At 70.8% G+C, this 16,011-nt stretch carries 14 protein-coding genes; 8 read left to right on the top strand and 6 right to left on the bottom strand.

Annotated features, from left to right (window positions below):
- Nucleotides 1-121 precede the first annotated feature (121 nt).
- Nucleotides 122-1,195 carry an ROK family protein gene (locus ABFX54_RS33420; protein ID WP_346110576.1) on the bottom strand — a complete coding sequence of 358 codons (1,074 nt, stop codon included), beginning with the start codon at nt 1,193-1,195 and terminating at the stop codon, nt 122-124.
- Nucleotides 1,196-1,725: 530 nt separating this feature from the next.
- Between ABFX54_RS33420 and ABFX54_RS33415 the strand changes: the two genes are divergently transcribed.
- Nucleotides 1,726-2,574 carry a bifunctional methylenetetrahydrofolate dehydrogenase/methenyltetrahydrofolate cyclohydrolase gene (locus ABFX54_RS33415; RefSeq protein WP_346110575.1) on the top strand — a complete coding sequence of 283 codons (849 nt, stop codon included), beginning with the start codon at nt 1,726-1,728 and terminating at the stop codon, nt 2,572-2,574.
- 115 nt (nt 2,575-2,689) lie between these two features.
- Here the strand turns inward: ABFX54_RS33415 and ABFX54_RS33410 are convergent, their stop codons facing one another.
- The gene (locus tag ABFX54_RS33410) at nt 2,690-3,463 is read right to left on the bottom strand and encodes an IclR family transcriptional regulator domain-containing protein (RefSeq protein ID WP_346110574.1); all 774 of its coding nucleotides are present in this window, start codon (nt 3,461-3,463) and stop codon (nt 2,690-2,692) included.
- Between the two features lie 103 nt (nt 3,464-3,566).
- On the opposite strand from ABFX54_RS33410, the gene ABFX54_RS33405 reads away from it, so the two are divergent.
- Nucleotides 3,567-5,027 carry a benzaldehyde dehydrogenase gene (locus ABFX54_RS33405; protein WP_346110573.1) on the top strand — a complete coding sequence of 487 codons (1,461 nt, stop codon included), beginning with the start codon at nt 3,567-3,569 and terminating at the stop codon, nt 5,025-5,027.
- A gap of 21 nt (nt 5,028-5,048) precedes the next feature.
- On the opposite strand, the gene ABFX54_RS33400 is transcribed toward ABFX54_RS33405, so the two are convergent.
- Nucleotides 5,049-5,909: a MurR/RpiR family transcriptional regulator gene (locus ABFX54_RS33400; protein WP_346110572.1), complete on the bottom strand. Its 861-nt coding sequence runs from the start codon at nt 5,907-5,909 to the stop codon at nt 5,049-5,051.
- Entirely contained in the window at nt 5,906-7,336 is a 1,431-nt protein-coding gene (locus ABFX54_RS33395) for a glycoside hydrolase family 3 protein (protein ID WP_346110571.1), read from the bottom strand. The genes ABFX54_RS33400 and ABFX54_RS33395 overlap by 4 nt, the downstream gene beginning before the upstream one ends.
- 87 nt (nt 7,337-7,423) lie before the next feature.
- Between ABFX54_RS33395 and ABFX54_RS33390 the strand changes: the two genes are divergently transcribed.
- Nucleotides 7,424-8,956, top strand: coding sequence for a glycoside hydrolase family 10-like protein (locus tag ABFX54_RS33390; protein ID WP_346110569.1), 1,533 nt, complete (start codon nt 7,424-7,426; stop codon nt 8,954-8,956).
- Nucleotides 8,957-9,128: 172 nt separating this feature from the next.
- On the opposite strand, the gene ABFX54_RS33385 is transcribed toward ABFX54_RS33390, so the two are convergent.
- Complete coding sequence (locus ABFX54_RS33385) at nt 9,129-9,776, bottom strand: FHA domain-containing protein (RefSeq protein ID WP_106236302.1); 648 nt, start codon at nt 9,774-9,776, stop codon at nt 9,129-9,131.
- Nucleotides 9,777-9,957: 181 nt separating this feature from the next.
- Here ABFX54_RS33385 and ABFX54_RS33380 point away from each other — a divergent pair, with 181 nt between their 5' ends.
- The 5 genes from ABFX54_RS33380 to ABFX54_RS33360 all read left to right on the top strand — a co-directional run bounded on the left by ABFX54_RS33380 (nt 9,958) and on the right by ABFX54_RS33360 (nt 15,435).
- Entirely contained in the window at nt 9,958-11,079 is a 1,122-nt protein-coding gene (locus ABFX54_RS33380) for a citrate/2-methylcitrate synthase (RefSeq protein WP_346110568.1), read from the top strand.
- A 64-nt stretch (nt 11,080-11,143) separates the two neighbouring features.
- Entirely contained in the window at nt 11,144-11,446 is a 303-nt protein-coding gene (locus ABFX54_RS33375) for a DUF3017 domain-containing protein (RefSeq protein ID WP_346110567.1), read from the top strand.
- Between the two features lie 53 nt (nt 11,447-11,499).
- On the top strand, nt 11,500-12,717 hold the full coding sequence (locus tag ABFX54_RS33370; RefSeq protein WP_346110566.1) for an NADP-dependent isocitrate dehydrogenase: 1,218 nt from the start codon (nt 11,500-11,502) through the stop codon (nt 12,715-12,717).
- A gap of 100 nt (nt 12,718-12,817) precedes the next feature.
- Nucleotides 12,818-14,281, top strand: a complete 1,464-nt coding sequence (locus tag ABFX54_RS33365; RefSeq protein ID WP_346110565.1) for a tetratricopeptide repeat protein — start codon at nt 12,818-12,820, stop codon at nt 14,279-14,281.
- 125 nt (nt 14,282-14,406) lie between these two features.
- On the top strand, nt 14,407-15,435 hold the full coding sequence (locus tag ABFX54_RS33360) for a polysaccharide deacetylase family protein (RefSeq protein WP_346110564.1): 1,029 nt from the start codon (nt 14,407-14,409) through the stop codon (nt 15,433-15,435).
- Nucleotides 15,436-15,441: 6 nt separating this feature from the next.
- Here the strand turns inward: ABFX54_RS33360 and ABFX54_RS33355 are convergent, their stop codons facing one another.
- Nucleotides 15,442-15,960, bottom strand: coding sequence for a saccharopine dehydrogenase family protein (locus ABFX54_RS33355; protein WP_346110562.1), 519 nt, complete (start codon nt 15,958-15,960; stop codon nt 15,442-15,444).
- Nucleotides 15,961-16,011: the final 51 nt, after the last annotated feature.

Raw genomic sequence — 16,011 nt, 5'->3', positions numbered from 1 at the left:
CGCACGCTGAGCAGGTCCCGGCCCCATGCCCGGGTTTCCGGCGGGCGCCCGCAGGTCAGGTCGGTTCCTGCGGGCGGGTTGCCGTGATGGGTGCCGCGTCTCGTGGGCCGGATGAACGCGGTCAGCTCGTGGGTGGTGGGTGCCAGGCCAGGTGGGCCGCGCCGGCCAGGCTGGCGCGTACGCCCAAAGTGCTCTGCCTGACCTGGACCGCCTTCACGAAGGGCAGGCCGGCGACGTCGTCGAGAGCCTGCTCCAGCGGTTCGAAGAGCACCTTGCCCGCGGCCGAGACGCCGCCGCCGATGACCACCGCGTTGATCTCGACGGCGGCCGCGGTGGAGGCGATCATGCCGGCCAGGGCCCGGGCGCCGCGTTCGAAGGCGGCCACCGCGATGGGGTCGCCCTCGGCGGCGTCCTGCGCGAGCGCCCGCGCGTCCGCCTTCGCGGGGGTGCCGTGGGGAGCCTGGGCGGTGGTGCCGGAGCCGGCGCCAGTGACACCCGGGTCGGAGCCGCTGGGACTGGAAGCGGTGCCGGTGGTGCCGGGGCCGGTACGGGTGGTGCCGGTGGTGGTGCCGGTGGTGCCGGTGGCGGTGCCGGCGATGTTGGAGGCGGTGCCGGGGGTCCAGCCGTTCTCCAGGGCCCAGCGGGTCATGTTGGGGCCGCTGGAGTAGCGCTCGACGCAGCCACGTCCGCCGCATTCGCAGCGCTCGCCGTACGGGTCGATGCTCATGTGGCCGACATGTCCGGCGTTTCCGGTGGGGCCCAGCAGCGGGATGCCGTCGATCACCAGGCCGCCGCCGATGCCGGTCGACACGACGACGCCGAGCAGCGAGGCGCAGTCGCGGCCGGCGCCCAGCCAGTGCTCCCCGAGGGCGAAGCACTGCGCGTCGCCCGCCAGCACGGTGGGCAGGCCGGTCAGCTCGCGTACTTCCCGGCGCAGCGGGAATTCGCGCCAGCTCGGCATGTTGACCGGGCTGACGGTGCCGGCGGCGAGGTCGACCGGGCCCGCGCAGCCGATGCCGGCGGCCAGAGGCGGGGGACCGTCGTCCATCACCTCCTTGACGAGGGCGGCCAGAGCGGACATCACGTCGGAACGCGGCGTCGGCCGGGTGTCGGAACGCAGGATGGAGCCCGCCTCGTCCACCAGTGCGGCGGCGAGCTTGGTCCCTCCGATGTCGATGGCGAGTACGCAGGTCATCGGTTTCCGCGGTGGTCGTCGGGCCGGCGGGACTCGCCGGGGTGCTCCAGGCCGGGCACGGGTCTCGCTTTCCCGGCGCACGGATCATCCAGCCGGTGAGCCGGAATCACGCATCGTGTGGCGCGCGGGAGGTCCATCTGATCCGGGCCTTGCGGGAGGTCGGGCCGTCGCGTGGTTCGCGGGAAGGCCGTCCGTCGTGTGGCGCGCGGGCCGGACGTCCGTCGCGCTCTCGGCCGGAGACGGTGGGCGGGGCCGCTCGGTTCGCGGGGGTGGGCGATGGGCTCCGTGTCGAGGTGTGGGATGGCGCTCTCCCGGGTCGTGAGGGTGGGGGCAGGTGGTTGCTGGGGCATGCGTAACTTTAGGCCCTTCCAAGATCAATGACAACGATGTCAACATGAGGCTGTGGATAACTCGGGGTGGACTGCCTGGCCTCTGTGGATAACTGGGCGATGGTGGGTGTTGTGCGGCTTCCGCACGCGGCAGAGCCCCGCCGGTGCGGAGGAGCGGGAGCGGCATGGAAGGATTGCGACATGAGCGCAGTGAAACTCGATGGCAAGGCCACCGCCGCCAAGATCAAGGAAGACCTCAAGAGGCGGGTCGCCGCGCTCAAGGAACGCGGCATCACCCCGGGCCTGGGCACCGTGCTCGTGGGCGACGACCCCGGCAGCCAGATCTACGTGGCCGGCAAGCACCGTGACTGCGCCGAGGTGGGCATCGCCTCCCTTCGCGTCGACCTGCCCGCCACCGCCGCCCAGGCCGACGTCGAGGCGGCCATCGACGAGCTCAACGCCTCGCCCGCGTGCACCGGCTACATCGTGCAGCTGCCGCTGCCCAAGCACCTCGACACGATGGCCCTGCTTGAGCGCATCGACCCGGCGAAGGACGCCGACGGCCTGCACCCGGTCAACCTGGGCCGGCTCGTCCACATGGTCGACGCCCCGCTGCCCTGCACCCCGCACGGCATCGTGCTGCTCCTCCAGGAATACGGCGTGCCCATCAAGGGCGCGGAGGTGGTCGTGGTGGGCCGGGGCATCACCGTGGGGCGCTCGCTGGGGCTGCTGCTGACCCGCCGCAGCGAAAACGCCACCGTGACCCTCTGCCACACCGGCACCCAAGACCTGGCCGCTCACGTGCGCCGCGCCGACATCGTGGTCGCGGCGGCCGGCGTGCCCGAGCTCATCAAGCGCGACATGATCAAGCCGGGGGCGGCGGTGCTCGACGTCGGGGTCTCCCGCGTGGACGGCAAGATCGCCGGTGACGTGGCGCTCGACGTCGAGGAGGTGGCCGGCCACCTCACGCCCAACCCGGGCGGCGTCGGGCCGATGACCCGCGCCCTGCTCCTGTCCAACGTGGTCGAGGCCGCAGAAAACCGCCTCTGACACCACATTCTCGAACGCCGCCCCGGGGCTTCCCGCTGCCGGTCCGCAATCCCCTGTGCGACGGGGATGCCCGTGGCATCCCTCGGACGCGCCGGGCCCGGTGCCGGTGAGTTGGTCATGGGCGGGTGGCGGGGGACAGGGAGGACAGGTCAGTCTCGATCTTGGTGGCTGTGGCCAGCAGGGGCGGCAACAGGTCGCGCCGGGCCGCCTGCAAGCTCGTCCGCGTGGCATGCGTCGAGACGTTCACCGCGGCCACCGTCCGCCCCGCACGATCGCGAATGGGCGCCGCGATCGAGCGCAGCCCCTCCTCCAGCTCCTGGTCCACCATCGCCCACCCGCGCCCCCGCACCTCGTCCAGCTCGGCCCGCAGCGCCGCGGGCAGGACGATGGTGTGGGAGGTGAGGCGCCGCAGCTCGGCCCGCCCGAGGTAGGTCTCCAGCGCCTCCGGCGGCAGCGCGGCCAGGAGCACCCGGCCCATCGAGGTGCAGTACGCGGGGAACCGGGTGCCGATGCTGATCGTGACCCGCATGATCCGGGCCGTGGCCACCCGCGCCACGTACACCACGTCCTGCCCGTCCAGCACCGCCACCGAGGCGGATTCGCCCACCTCGGCGGCCAGCCGTTCGAGGTGCGGGTCGGCCACCTCGGGCAGCGACAGGCTGGACAGGTAGGCATAGCCCAGCTCCAGCACCCTCGGCGTGAGCGCGAACAGCCGCCCGTCGCTGCGCACGTATCCGAGATCGGTGAGCGTGAGCAGGAACCTTCTGGCCGCGGCCCTGCTGAGCCCGGTCGCGCGGGCGACCTGGCTGAGCGTCAGCTCAGGCTCGGCGGCGCTGAACGCCCGGATCACCGCGAGGCCGCGCGCCAGCGACTGCACGTGATCGACCATGCTGATCCCCCTTGACAGGAGCCGGCAGGAGCGTAGGTTCCGCGATACGGGGCTGTTCGGTCAGAGAATACATGTGCGCATCGCGAACAAGTAGGAGCTCATCATGACGTTCCTGGACCCCAAGGTCTGGACGGGCTCGATCTTCGACGGAAGCTGGACGGTCTCGCGCGCCGGTGACGCGCCCGTGGTCGAGCCCGCTACGGGCGAGGAACTCGGCCGCGCGGGAACGGCGGGCGCCGAGGACGTGGCCGCCGCCGCCCTGCGCGCCCGGCAGGAGCAGCGGGCGTGGGCCGCGACGCCGTACGAGGAGCGGGCCGCGCTGCTGCGGCGCGCCGGGCGGCTGTTCGAGGAGCACGCGCAGGAGATCCAGGACTGGATCGTGCGCGAGTCCGGCGGCGTGCCGGGCAAGGCGGGCTTCGAGACGCACGTGGCCGCGCAGGAGTGCTACGAGGCGGCGGCGCTGGCCTCGCAGCCGCTCGGCGAGGTGCTGCCCACGGCACGCAAGCGGCTCAGCTTCGCCCGCCGGGTGCCGGTCGGCGTCGTGGGGGTGATCGCCCCGTTCAACTTCCCGCTGATCCTCGGCATCAGGTCGGTCGCCCCGGCCCTGGCGCTCGGGAACGCGGTCGTCTTCAAGCCGGACCAGCGCACCGCCGTCTGCGGCGGGTACGCCATCGCCCGCGTCTTCGAGGAGGCCGGGCTGCCCCCTGGCCTGCTGCACGTGCTGCCCGGCGGCGCCGAGGCCGGGCAGGCCGTGGTGACCGACCCGAACATCCCGGTGATCTCGTTCACCGGCTCCACGGCGGCGGGCCGCAAGGTCGGCGAGGCGGGAGCGCGCCTGCTCAAGCGGGTGCACCTGGAGCTGGGCGGCAACTCCGCACTGGTGATCTTCGACGACGCCGACCTCGGCCTGGCGGCCTCGGCGGGCGCGTGGGCGACGTTCTTCCACCAGGGCCAGATCTGCATGACCTCGGGACGGCACCTCGTGCACGAGGCCGTGGCGGAGGAGTACGTGGAACGCCTGGCCGCCAAGGCCGACGGCCTGCCCGTCGGCGACCCGGCCACGGGACAGGTCGCGCTCGGCCCGCTCATCGACGCCCACCAGCGCGACCGGGTGCACCGGCTGGTCACCGAGAGCGTGGCGGCCGGGGCCCGGCTGGCCACGGGAGGGACGTTCGAAGGGCTGTTCTACCGGCCCACGGTGCTGGCCGAGGTGCCGGTCGCGGCGCCCGCGTACGCGGAGGAGGTGTTCGGGCCGGTGGCGCCGGTGACCACGTTCTCCACCCTGGAGGAGGCGGCGGCCCTGGCGGCCGACTCGGAGTACGGCCTGTCGCTCGGCATCCTGACCAGGGACGTGATGAAGGGCATGGCCCTGGCCGACCTGGTGCCGACGGGCATCGTGCACATCAACGACCAGACGGTGGACGACGAGGCGGTGGCTCCCTTCGGCGGGGTGGGGGCTTCGGGGACGGGGAGCAGGTTCGGCGGGACGGGGGCCAACGTGGACGCCTTCACCGAGACGCAGTGGGTCACGATGCAGGGCGACATCGCGGCCTACCCGTTCTGATCAGCACGATCCGCCAGGGGGTCACCGGTTGCGGTAGCGGTCGGTGGCCTCCCTGGTCGCGCGGATGGCGGCGTCGGCCGTCTCGTAGCGCCGCTGCGCCAGCCCCACGAAGATGCAGTCCACGATCAATAGCTGGCTGATCCGGCTGGCCAGCGCCCCGGGCCTGAAGGCGGTCTCCCGCCCGGCGGACACCAGCGTGTGATCGGCCAGCTCGGCCAGCGTGGAGCGCGGGTTGTTGGTGATCCCCACGATCAGCGCGCCCGCCTCGGCCGCGGTCCTGGCCGGCACCAGCACGTCGGGCGTCTCACCGCTGCAGCTGATCGCCACCGCCACGTCGCCGTCGTGCAGCAGCGCCGCGCTGGTCAGCGCCAGGTGGGCGTCGCTGAACGGATGGCTGGACAGGCCGATGCGCAGCAGCTTCTGCGACATGTCGGTGGCCACCAGCCCCGAGGCCGCCACGCCGTACACGTCCACCCGCCGCGCCTCGGAGATCGCCTTCACCACCTCCCCGAGCCGGTCGGGGTCGAGCTGGGCGGCCGTGTCGGCCAGCGCCTCCGACTCCGCCCGCGCGACCTTGGCGATCACGTCCGTGAGCGGGTCGTCGGGTGCGAGGTCGCCGGGCACCAGCCGTTCCGGCTCCTTGGCCACGGCGGCGGCCAGCGCGAAGCGCATCTGCGAGTACCCGGCGAAGCCGAGCGCCCGCGCCGTGCGCACGATGGTCGCCTCGCTCGTTCCCGACACCGCGCTGAACTCGGTGATCGTGCTGCGCACGACCAGCCCGGGATCGTCGAGGATGATGCGGGCGATGGACTGCGCGGCCGGGGTCAGCGAGGGCAGCACGGCGCGTACGGCCGCGACGGGGTTCGCGGGCTCGGTGCTCACCGCAGCAGCCATTCCGCCGCGGCCTGCGCCGAGACGCGGGAGATGCCGTGCGTGGCGACGTGGGTCGCGCCCTCGGGGGCGGCGGCGATGCCGGTGTCCACCACGATCGCGCCGGGCCGCAGCGCGAGGGCCTTGGCCACGGTGTCGCGCACCCAGGCGTGCCTGGCCGCGTCGTGCGCCACCAGCACCACCGGCCGCTCGTCGAACGCGGGCAGCTCGCCCTCCTGCTCCATCTGCACCCGTTCGGTGCCGGGCAGCAGGGACGTCAGCGCGGCGGTGATGCCGGTCGGCGTGGCGGGGTCCACGGCCTTGCTGAAGCGGGTGTTGATCTCGACGACCAGGGGGCCGCGGTCGAGCGTGGCACTGCCCTGGGTGGTCAGCGCCGCGCGGGCGGCACGCAGGCCCACGCCCTCGTCGACGTCGTCGTGGACCTCCTGGCGCAGCGCGGCCTGGGCGGCGTACCAGTCGGCCAGGGCGCGGACCCGCTCGGCCGCCCGGGCCAGCCGCTCCTCGGGGAGCGTGCCGTTCCTGACCGCCGCGACGATCGCGTCGCGGATCTCGTGCAGGCTCTCCTCGGTCGACAGTCCCACGCAGATGGCGTCCACGCCCGCGCCGAGCGCCCGCACCGCGATCTCGCCGGGGCCGAACATGGCGGCCACCGCCCGCATCTCGATCGCGTCGGTGACGAGCATCCCGTCGAAGCCGAGCTCGCCCCTCAGGAGCTCGGTCATGGCGGTACGGCTCAGCGTCGCAGGCAGGGACGGATCGAGCGCGGGGATGAGCAGGTGGCCGGACATGATCGAACGCACCCCGGCCTCGATCGCGGCCCGGAACGGCGGCAGGTCGCGCTCGGCGAGCACCTCGCGCGAGGCGTGCACGGTCGGCAGAGCCAGGTGGGAGTCGGTGATCGTGTCGCCGTGGCCGGGGAAGTGCTTGGCGCACGCGGCCACGCCCGCGCCCTGGACGCCGTCGATGTAGGCGACCGTGTGGCGGGCGACCAGCTCCGGCGTCGGCCCGAACGAGCGCACGCCGATCACGGGGTTGGCCGGGTTGGCGTTCACGTCGGCGGAGGGCGCGTAGTTGAGGGTGATGTCGAGATCTGCGAGCATCCTGCCGATCTGGCGGCCCACCCGCTCGGTCAGCTTCACGTCGTCCACCACGCCGAGGGCCCGGTTTCCTGGGAAGGAGCTGCCGGCCATGACCTCAAGCCGGGTGACCGCGCCGCCCTCCTCGTCTATGGAGACGACGGTGTCGGGGTTCTCGGCGCGCAAATCCCTGATCAGCCGGTCGTCGATGGCGTTGCGGGCGAACAGCACCACGCCGCCCAGACCCTCGCCCAGCGCCCGGCGGAGCCAGTCGGGGGCGGAGGTGCCTTCGTACCCCGGATGCAGCACCGTCATCGCCAGTCTGTACAGGTCACCGCTCATCGGCATTTTCCTTCACAGTTGTTGATCTGAAGGTAATTTTCTGTCATCGTCGCCTTCGATACAACCACTTCCGAGAGGCCACCCCCCATGCCCAGCAGAAGAACTCTCCTGAAGGGTCTCGCCCTCGCCGCCGCCGCCTCGGCCGTTCCGCTGCCCGCCTTCGCGGAAGCGGGCTACGTTCCGCCGTTACGGCAGATGCGCGGCATGTGGATCGCGTCCGTGGTCAACATCAACTGGCCGTCGAAGCCCGGCCTCAGCGCCGACGAGCAGAAGGCCGAATATCTCGCCTGGCTGGACGTGGCCGTACAGCGCAAGCTCAACTCGGTGTTCGTGCAGATCAGGCCGACCGCCGACGCGTTCTGGCCGTCACCGTACGAGCCGTGGTCGCAGTATCTGACCGGCACCCAGGGGCAGGACCCCGGCTACGACCCGCTCGCCTTCGCCGTGGAAGAGACGCACAAGCGCGGCCTGGCCTTCCACGCCTGGTTCAACCCGTACCGCGTGTCGATGCAGGCCGACCCGGCCAAGCTGCACCCCGACCACCCCGGCCGCAAGAATCCCGACTGGATCCTGCCGTTCGGCGGCAAGCTCTACTACAACCCGGGCATGCCCGAGGTGCGCAAGTTCTGCCAGGACGCGATGCTGGACGCGGTCACCCGCTACGACATCGACGGCCTGCACTTCGACGACTATTTCTACCCGACCAACACCAGCGCGTTCGACGACGCCGAGGAGTTCGCCAAGTACGGCGCCGGCTTCCCCGACCTGGCCGCCTGGCGGCGCAACAACGTCGACCTCATGGTCCAGGAGATGCAGCAGCGCGTGCGCGCGGCCAAGCCCGAGATCGCCTGGGGCATCAGCCCGTCGGGCATCTGGCGGAACAAGGCCACCGACCCGCTCGGCTCCGAGACCAACGGCGGGCAGTCCTACGACAACCTGCACGCCGACACCCGCGGCTGGGTCAAGAAGGGCTGGCTGGACTACATCGCGCCGCAGCTCTACTGGTACATCGGGCAGCCGCCGGCCGACTACTCCAAGCTGGTGCCGTGGTGGTCGGACGTGGCGAGCGGCACGAAGACGCTGCTGTGGATCGGGCAGGCGGCGTACAAGGCGGGCGATCCCGCCCAGGCGGCCGAGTGGCAGGCCCCGGACGAGCTGTCCAGGCACCTGACGCTCAACCGCGCGCACCCCGAGATCGGCGGCGACATCTGGTACAACGCCAACGACGTCAAGGTCGACCGGCTCGCCTCCATCTCCACCGCGGTCGGCGACCACTACCAGCGGCCCGCGCTCGCGCCCGTGCTGCCCAGGCTGGCCAGGGGAGAGGCGCCCAGGCGGCCGGTGCTGGCCTACGCGTTGCGCCGCCACGGCGGCGGGGTCGAGGTGCGGGCGGTGGCGACGGGCAGGGACGAGCCGTTCCTGTACGCCGTCTTCCGCTTCGACCGGCCCGCGGGCAGCAGGGCGTTCGACGACGCCCGTGACCTGGTCGCCGTCGTGCCCGGTGACCGGCAGCTGCGCTGGACCGACCCCGAGGGCAGGCGCGGCCACCACTACTACGTGGTCGCGGTGGACCGGGCCAACAGGACCAGCAAGCCGAGCAACGGCTTCAGGGTGCTCTGAGGGAACGCTACGCCCGCTCGCGTCGCCGGTCAGGTGCCGACCGGCGACGAGCCCGGCGGGCGTCCTCCAGGGACGCTCGCCGGCGCTCGTGAACGTGCCCGCGGGCACGGTGGACGCTCAGGTTCCGATGCTGCCGGAACCCCTCGCCGAAGCCCCGGTCGCGATCCGGTCCCTAAGAAGCCCTGCGCCCGGCGGCCGACGGCTGCTCGGTCGAAGCTCCCGACGACCTCTGCGGCGGAACCACGGGGGTCGGACGCACCAGACCGAGCGCGACGACCTCGTTGGCCAGTCGGGTGCGCCGGTTGGTGCCTTCGGGAATCCTGAACTTCTGGTAGAGCCGCAGCAGATGCTGTTTCACCGCGGCTTCGGTCACGACCAGGTCGTCGGCGATCTCACGTGCCGTCGCCGGAGCGACGAACGCCTCGTCGGACAGCGCCGGCCGGCAGAGCGAGGTCAGCACGTCGACCTCACGCCTGGTCAGCTCGGGCGCGGCCGCTCTGCGCAGCTCGACCTCAGGGGTGAAGTCCTCTCGGGGGACTCCACCGATGCGACCCCGGGCCGCGCCGAAGGAGACGACGTCGCCGTCGTCAAGGACCCTCCGGGCGATCGGCCTGCCATTCACCCGCGTGCCGTTCCTGGACAGCCCCAGGTCCACGACGTACAGGTAGGGTCCTCGTCTGACGAACTCGGCATGGAGTCGAGACACGCTGGGATCGGTGAGCCGGATGTCGACACCGCGGCCCCTCCCCACAGTCGTGATCTCGGGGCGCAACGGGACCACCTCGCCAGTGTCCTCGATGCGTATGAACGGCCCCTCCACGGCAGTTCCTCCCCAGGTAGCCCGCCGTAACTATTACTACAGCTCCGGCTTACCCAAACGAGGGGATGCGGAATCTCCTTTGCCGAAAGGAGAATCCCACGTGAAATTGGTCTGGACCTCTGCAGTCGGTTTTGCCTGCTCACGGGTAGACTTCGGGCGGAGATAAGCGGAGGAAACACTCATGGCGGACAAGCCCACGAAAGGTCTGGCCGATGTCGTAGCGGCGTCCACCGCGCTGAGCGACATCGACGGAAAGGCCGGCCGGCTCTTCTACCGTGGATACGACATCCACGACCTGGCCGGCCGCGCGACGTTCGAGGAGACCGCACACCTGCTCCAGCGTGGCAAGCTGCCCACCCGAGCCGAGCTCGACGCGTACGGCGCGGAGCTGGCGAGGGGCCGGGAGCTGGGCGCCCTGGTGTCCGCGAACATCGCCGAAATCGCCGAGAAACAGAAACCCATGGAGGCGTTGCGCTCGCTGGTCTCCCTGTCGGCCGCCGACGATCCCGACAAGGACGACATCTCCCCTGAGGCCAACCTGCGCAAGGCCGCACGCCTGGTGGCCCAGCAGCCCCTGCTCGTCGCCCGCTACCACGCCGCCCGCACGGGGACGGAGGTCCCCGAGGCCGACCCGTCGCTGAGCATCGCCGCGAACTTCCTGCTCCAGGTCACCGGCCGCACCCCGGGCCCGCGCGAGGTCGAGATCTTCGACGAGTGCCTGGTCCTGCACGCCGACCACACGATGAACGCCTCCACGTTCGCCGCCCGCGTCTGCGCCGCGACCCTGTCGGACATGCACTCCGCCATCGTCGCCGCCATCGGCACCCTCAAGGGCCCGCTGCACGGCGGGGCGAACGAGCAGGTCATGAAGACGCTGGAGTCGCTGTCGCCCGGCGGCGTGGCACAGGCCGTACGCGACAAGCTCGCCGCCGGCGAGAAGATCATGGGCTTCGGGCACCGCGTCTACAAGACCGAGGACCCCCGCGCCACGCACCTGCGCCGGATGTCGGCCGAGCTGGCCGAGTCGGCCGGGGACGACACCTACTACCGGATGTCGAAGGAGATGGAGGAGGTCGTCCTGGAGACGAAGGGCCTCTATCCGAACGTCGACTTCTTCGCCGCCTCGGTCTATCACTACCTCGGCATACCGACCGACCTGTTCACTCCGGTATTCTCCATCAGCCGCATGTCGGGGTGGACGGCTCATGTCATCGAGCAGCACGCCGACAATCGGTTGATCCGCCCTGACAGCGAGTACATCGGTGAGACGGACCAGAAGTGGAAGCCGATAGAAGAGCGATGAGCAGCGGGCAGGACAGCGCGCGAACGCCGCCGCCCCGCCGCGAGCATGACCCTGAGCAGGTGTGTTGAGCCAGAACGGGACCGAACGCGAAAGCTGGGGGCCGTACCCGCTGATCCTGGCGGGTGCGGCTGCCGGCGTGCTGGTGATCTTCGTCGCGAATCCGCGCTGGGGCGGGTTCGCGCTGGGCGCCGTCATCATGGTCGCCGCCGCGCTGCGCTTCGCCGGCTACGGCGGGCAGCTCGCGCTGCGGAGCAGGAAGGTCGACGTCATCACGCTGTCCGTCTTCGGATTCGTGCTGGTGCTGACCTCACTCCTGCTTTACAACAACGAGCTCAAGGCGCTCATCCAGTCCCTTTTCGCCCCGTGACCGGACGGTCCGATAGCCTCAACGCATCAATTCATTGAAGGGGAACCATTCGCATGCCCAAGATCAAGGTGGAGAATCCCGTCGTCGAGCTTGACGGCGACGAGATGACCCGGATCATCTGGCAGTTCATCAAGGACCAGCTGATCCTTCCCTATCTCGACGTCGACCTGAAGTACTACGACCTCGGTATCGAACACCGGGACGCGACGGACGACCAGGTCACCATCGACGCCGCGAACGCCATCAAGAAGTACGGCGTCGGTGTGAAGTGCGCCACCATCACCCCGGACGAGGCGCGCGTCGAGGAGTTCGGCCTCAAGAAGATGTGGCGATCCCCCAACGGGACCATCCGCAACATCCTCGGCGGCGTCATCTTCCGCGAGCCGATCATCATGTCGAACGTGCCGCGGCTCGTCCCCGGCTGGACCAAGCCGATCGTCGTCGGCCGTCACGCCTTCGGCGACCAGTACCGCGCCACCGACCTGAGGATCCCCGGTGAGGGCACGCTGACCCTGACGTACACGCCGAAGGACGGCTCCGAGCCGATCGAGCTCGACGTGTACGACTTCCCCGGCTCCGGCGTCGCGATGGCGATGTACAACCTGGACGAGTCGATCCGCGACTTCGCCCGCGCTTCCATGCGCTACGGCCTCAACCGCGGCTACCCGGTCTACCTCTCCACGAAGAACACGATCCTGAAGGCGTACGACGGCCGCTTCAAGGACATCTTCGCCGAGGTCTTCGAGTCCGAGTTCAAGGACGAGTTCGACAAGGCCGGCCTCACCTACGAGCACCGCCTCATCGACGACATGGTCGCCGCGGCGCTGAAGTGGGAGGGCGGTTACGTCTGGGCCGCCAAGAACTACGACGGCGACGTGCAGTCCGACACGGTCGCTCAGGGCTTCGGCTCGCTCGGCCTGATGACCTCGGTCCTGATGACCCCCGACGGCCAGACCGTCGAGGCCGAGGCCGCCCACGGCACGGTGACCCGCCACTACCGCCAGCACCAGCAGGGCAAGCCCACCTCCACCAACCCGATCGCCTCGATCTTCGCGTGGACGCGTGGCCTGGCCCACCGCGGCAAGCTCGACAACACCCCCGCGGTGACCGAGTTCGCCGACAAGCTGGAGCAGGTCTGCGTCGAGACCGTCGAGAGCGGCCAGATGACCAAGGACCTGGCGCTCCTGGTCGGCGGCGACGCCAAGTGGCTCACCACCCAGGACTTCCTGGCGGCCCTGGACGAGAACCTCAAGAAGAAGATGTCCGCCTGAATGCCGAAAACGGCCTCCACCTGCGGCGAACGCCGCACGGTCGGGGCCGTTTCGCATGCGCGGGCCCGCTCGCCGCTCGTGACCTATATGCTCCTGCGCCATGTCAACATCGTCTTCGTCGCTCGACATTGCCTTCGCCCTGGTGCGGGAGGGCCGGCTGGTCGACGCTGAGCAGGTCATGGCGCGCGAACTCCAGGAGGTCACGCGCACGTACGGCGCCGGCAGCCCCGAGTGGGCGTCGGTGCAGTGTGATCTCGGTAACGTCCTGCTCAACTCGGACCAGCCGGCCAGAGCGGTCGATTGTTACCGGGCCGCCTGCTCCGGTCCGATGCCCGGTGATCCCGAGGCGCACAAGGACCGCCTGACGTACCGGATGAACCTCGGCATGGTGCTCGGCAGGCTGGGGCGCCTCGACGAGGCGGAGACGGAGCTGCGCGCCAACGCGCAGGAGCGGCTCGCCTTCTACGGCCGCGAGCACCCGGGTTACGCGTTCGGTCTTGAGCCGCTGGCGGACGTGCAGCTCAGGCGCGGCGACCTGCGCGCGGCCCGCGAGAGCGTGGAGGAGGCGATCCAGAACTTCTGGCGCAGCGGTCACGAGCGGCTCGCCACCGCGCTGGCGCTGCGGGCCACGATCGTGACGGCCGCCGGCGGCGACGAGCCGGCCTTCGTCACGCTGGAGCAGTTGCCGGACGAGGTCGTCGAGAACGTGGCGCTGGCCGTGCTCAACCGGACCGGCGAGCATCCGGAGACCGACGGCGCCGTGCTGTCCCTGCTGGCCGAGGCCATGGAAGCCCGCCTGGGCCCGGACCACCAGGCGACGCTCAACGCGCTCTCCCAGCTGGCCAACCACGGCCGGGACGGCCACGGCGTGGACCGCGTCGCGGCGATCAGGAAGGTGCTCGCCTCCTACCACCGGCAGGGCATGCGTGAGGAGGCGCTCATGGCCGAGCTCGGCCTGGCGATGGCGCAGAGCGACGCCGGTGACCTCGACGGCGCGCTCCGCACGTATGCCGAGGCTCTGGTCCGGGCGCAGAGCCTCGGCCGGGCCGATCTGGTCTCCCAGGTGTTACGGAACTGGGGGCTGGCGCTGTCGGAGGCGGAACTGCCGGACGAGGCGGAGCGGTGCCTGCGCGAGGCGCTGTCCGCCGCGGAGGACAGCGGCGACCCGGAGACGCTGGGGCGCGTACGCATCGCGCTCGGCCTGTTCCTCCAGCACCAGGAGCGGCTGGAGGAGGCCCGTCAGATCGTGGAGGCCGGGCTGAGCACGCTCGACGTGGCGCATCCCGACGCGCTCGTGGGGCGCGGCCACCTGGGCGCCATCATGGAGGGCCGCTCATGCGGCTGCGGCGACATGCCCGAGGTGATCGCCGCGGCGTTCAGGGAGTTCGTCCTCGGCAGGCTGCCGCGGGATCTGCTCGACGACCTCGAGGTGGACCTCAAGGACGGCGACTTCGCGGTCAACGTGCGACTGCGCAGGGAGCCGGCCGAGGACGAGCTGGAGGAGCTCGACCGGGTGATGCGGGCCGCCACCGCCGAGTTCCGCCGGCGCGTCGCCGAGAGGTGACATGACGCCCAGGAAGGGCGCCCCCGGGCGTTTTCCCATGTCTTGACGCTACGGCAGGCGTGCCGTAGTTGATCAGCTGGGTATGAGGCACCTCACAACAGTCGTGCGCGTCTCGGGGGGTTCGGATGCGACTGCGTATTTTGAGTGGGCTAGGGGTGCTCGCGGCCGCCGCAATCCTGACGGGGTGCGACTCGGAGCCGGAGACCGCCAAGCTGCCCGACACCAAGGCACAGGCCGCGGCCAAGCTCAAGGCCGGCAAGGCCGCCAAGGTGAAGGCCGCCGCGGCGGTCAGGGCGAACGAGCTGGGGCAGATCCCGGTGCTGATGTGGCACCGCATCGTGCCGAAGCCGCAGACCACGGACGACCGGTCGCCGGCGCAGTTCAGGGCGGATCTGGAGCGGCTGGTCAGAGATGGCTACGTGCCGATCACCGCCGCCGAGCTGGCGGCCGGGAAGATCGACATCCCGGCGGGCAAGCACCCCGTGGTGCTGACGTTCGACGACTCCTCGCCCTCCCAGCTCACCCTGAACGAGATGGGCGAGCCGCAGAAGGACACCGCGGTCGCGATCCTGCGGGAGGTGGCCGCCAAGCATCCGGGCTGGAAGCCGAAGGCGACCTTCTACGTGACGCGCGACATGTTCGGCAAGACCGTGCGCGAGGAGCAGGCCCAGGCGCTGCTCTGGCTCAAGGACAACGGCTTCGACATCGGCAACCACACGCGCGACCATCTCAACCTGCGCGGACGCTCGAAGCAGGAGGTCGAGGAGCAGATCGGGACGATCGGCAAGACGATCAGCTCGCTGGCCTACCTGAACCCGACCACGATCGCGCTGCCGTACGGCAACCAGCCGAGCAAGAAGGAATGGGCGCTGAAGGGCAAGCAGTACCACCACCAGGGCGCGTTCCTGGCCGGGTACACGCCGGCGCCGGCGCCGTTCAGCAAGTCGTACGACGCGGCGGGCATCCCGCGGATCAAGGCCATGGAGAAGAAGGGCGACTGCGCCCAGTTCTGCTCGGAGGCCTGGCTCGACTGGCTCAAGAAGAACCCGGACATGCGCTACACCTCCGACGGTGACGTGAGCACGGTGGCCTATCCGAAGTACAAGGCGCCGTACCTGCGCAAGTCGTTCACGACCTGGAGCCTGCCGTACTGACCGGGATCAGGATCTGGTGGTGAACGTGATACCCGCGCGGTGCAGGCGGTCGATGAGGGGCCGGCCCATGGCGGAGGCCGTCGTGAGCTGGCCCGCCCGCGCGGGCACGTCGTCGAAGGCGAGGCAGAGCGCGGACTCGGCGAACATCTTGGCCGTCTCGTCGTAGCCGGGGTCGCCGCCCGCCACCTGCGTGATCACGCGTTCGCCGCCGCCCTCGCCCAGGAAGGTGACCTTGAACCAGCTCCTGGCCCGCTGCTCGGCCGAAGGGCCTTCGCCGGGCTTCAGGCGGGCCTGGACGCGGTCGCGTACCGGCGGGACCTGGGCGAGCGCGGCGAACGCGCCCGCGCCCGCCACGGTGGCCACAGCGGCGGGCAGGGTCCTGACCGCGTAGTGCTGCCGGTAGGTGAAGTCGGGGCCGTAGCGGTCGAGCAGCCGGGCCGAGTAGCCGACGATGAGCGGATCGATGGTCGGCATCGGCAGCGCCCAGCCGCCGACGTAGCGCAGGCCGCCCGGCAGGGCGCTCACCCGGCTGCTCGACCGCTACGGCCCCGGCCTCACCTACCGGCAGCACTACCC

Source organism: Nonomuraea maheshkhaliensis, from assembly GCF_039529435.1.
In the GTDB taxonomy this organism is placed as follows: domain Bacteria; phylum Actinomycetota; class Actinomycetes; order Streptosporangiales; family Streptosporangiaceae; genus Nonomuraea; species Nonomuraea maheshkhaliensis.
Note: the sequence above shows the minus strand (reverse complement) of the source record. Positions and strands in the feature narration are given on the sequence as shown.

Bases quoted from the DNA above. Each gene is read 5' to 3' on its own strand.
- ABFX54_RS33395 (WP_346110571.1), bottom strand. From the start codon at position 7,336: ATGAGCGGTGACCTGTACAGACTGGCGATGACGGTGCTGCATCCGGGG.
- ABFX54_RS33420 (WP_346110576.1), bottom strand. From the start codon at position 1,195: ATGACCTGCGTACTCGCCATCGACATCGGAGGGACCAAGCTCGCCGCC.
- ABFX54_RS33370 (WP_346110566.1), top strand. From the start codon at position 11,500: ATGCCCAAGATCAAGGTGGAGAATCCCGTCGTCGAGCTTGACGGCGAC.
- ABFX54_RS33365 (WP_346110565.1), top strand. From the start codon at position 12,818: ATGTCAACATCGTCTTCGTCGCTCGACATTGCCTTCGCCCTGGTGCGG.
- ABFX54_RS33405 (WP_346110573.1), top strand. From the start codon at position 3,567: ATGACGTTCCTGGACCCCAAGGTCTGGACGGGCTCGATCTTCGACGGA.
- ABFX54_RS33360 (WP_346110564.1), top strand. From the start codon at position 14,407: ATGCGACTGCGTATTTTGAGTGGGCTAGGGGTGCTCGCGGCCGCCGCA.
- ABFX54_RS33410 (WP_346110574.1), bottom strand. From the start codon at position 3,463: ATGGTCGATCACGTGCAGTCGCTGGCGCGCGGCCTCGCGGTGATCCGG.
- ABFX54_RS33380 (WP_346110568.1), top strand. From the start codon at position 9,958: ATGGCGGACAAGCCCACGAAAGGTCTGGCCGATGTCGTAGCGGCGTCC.
- ABFX54_RS33390 (WP_346110569.1), top strand. From the start codon at position 7,424: ATGCCCAGCAGAAGAACTCTCCTGAAGGGTCTCGCCCTCGCCGCCGCC.
- ABFX54_RS33415 (WP_346110575.1), top strand. From the start codon at position 1,726: ATGAGCGCAGTGAAACTCGATGGCAAGGCCACCGCCGCCAAGATCAAG.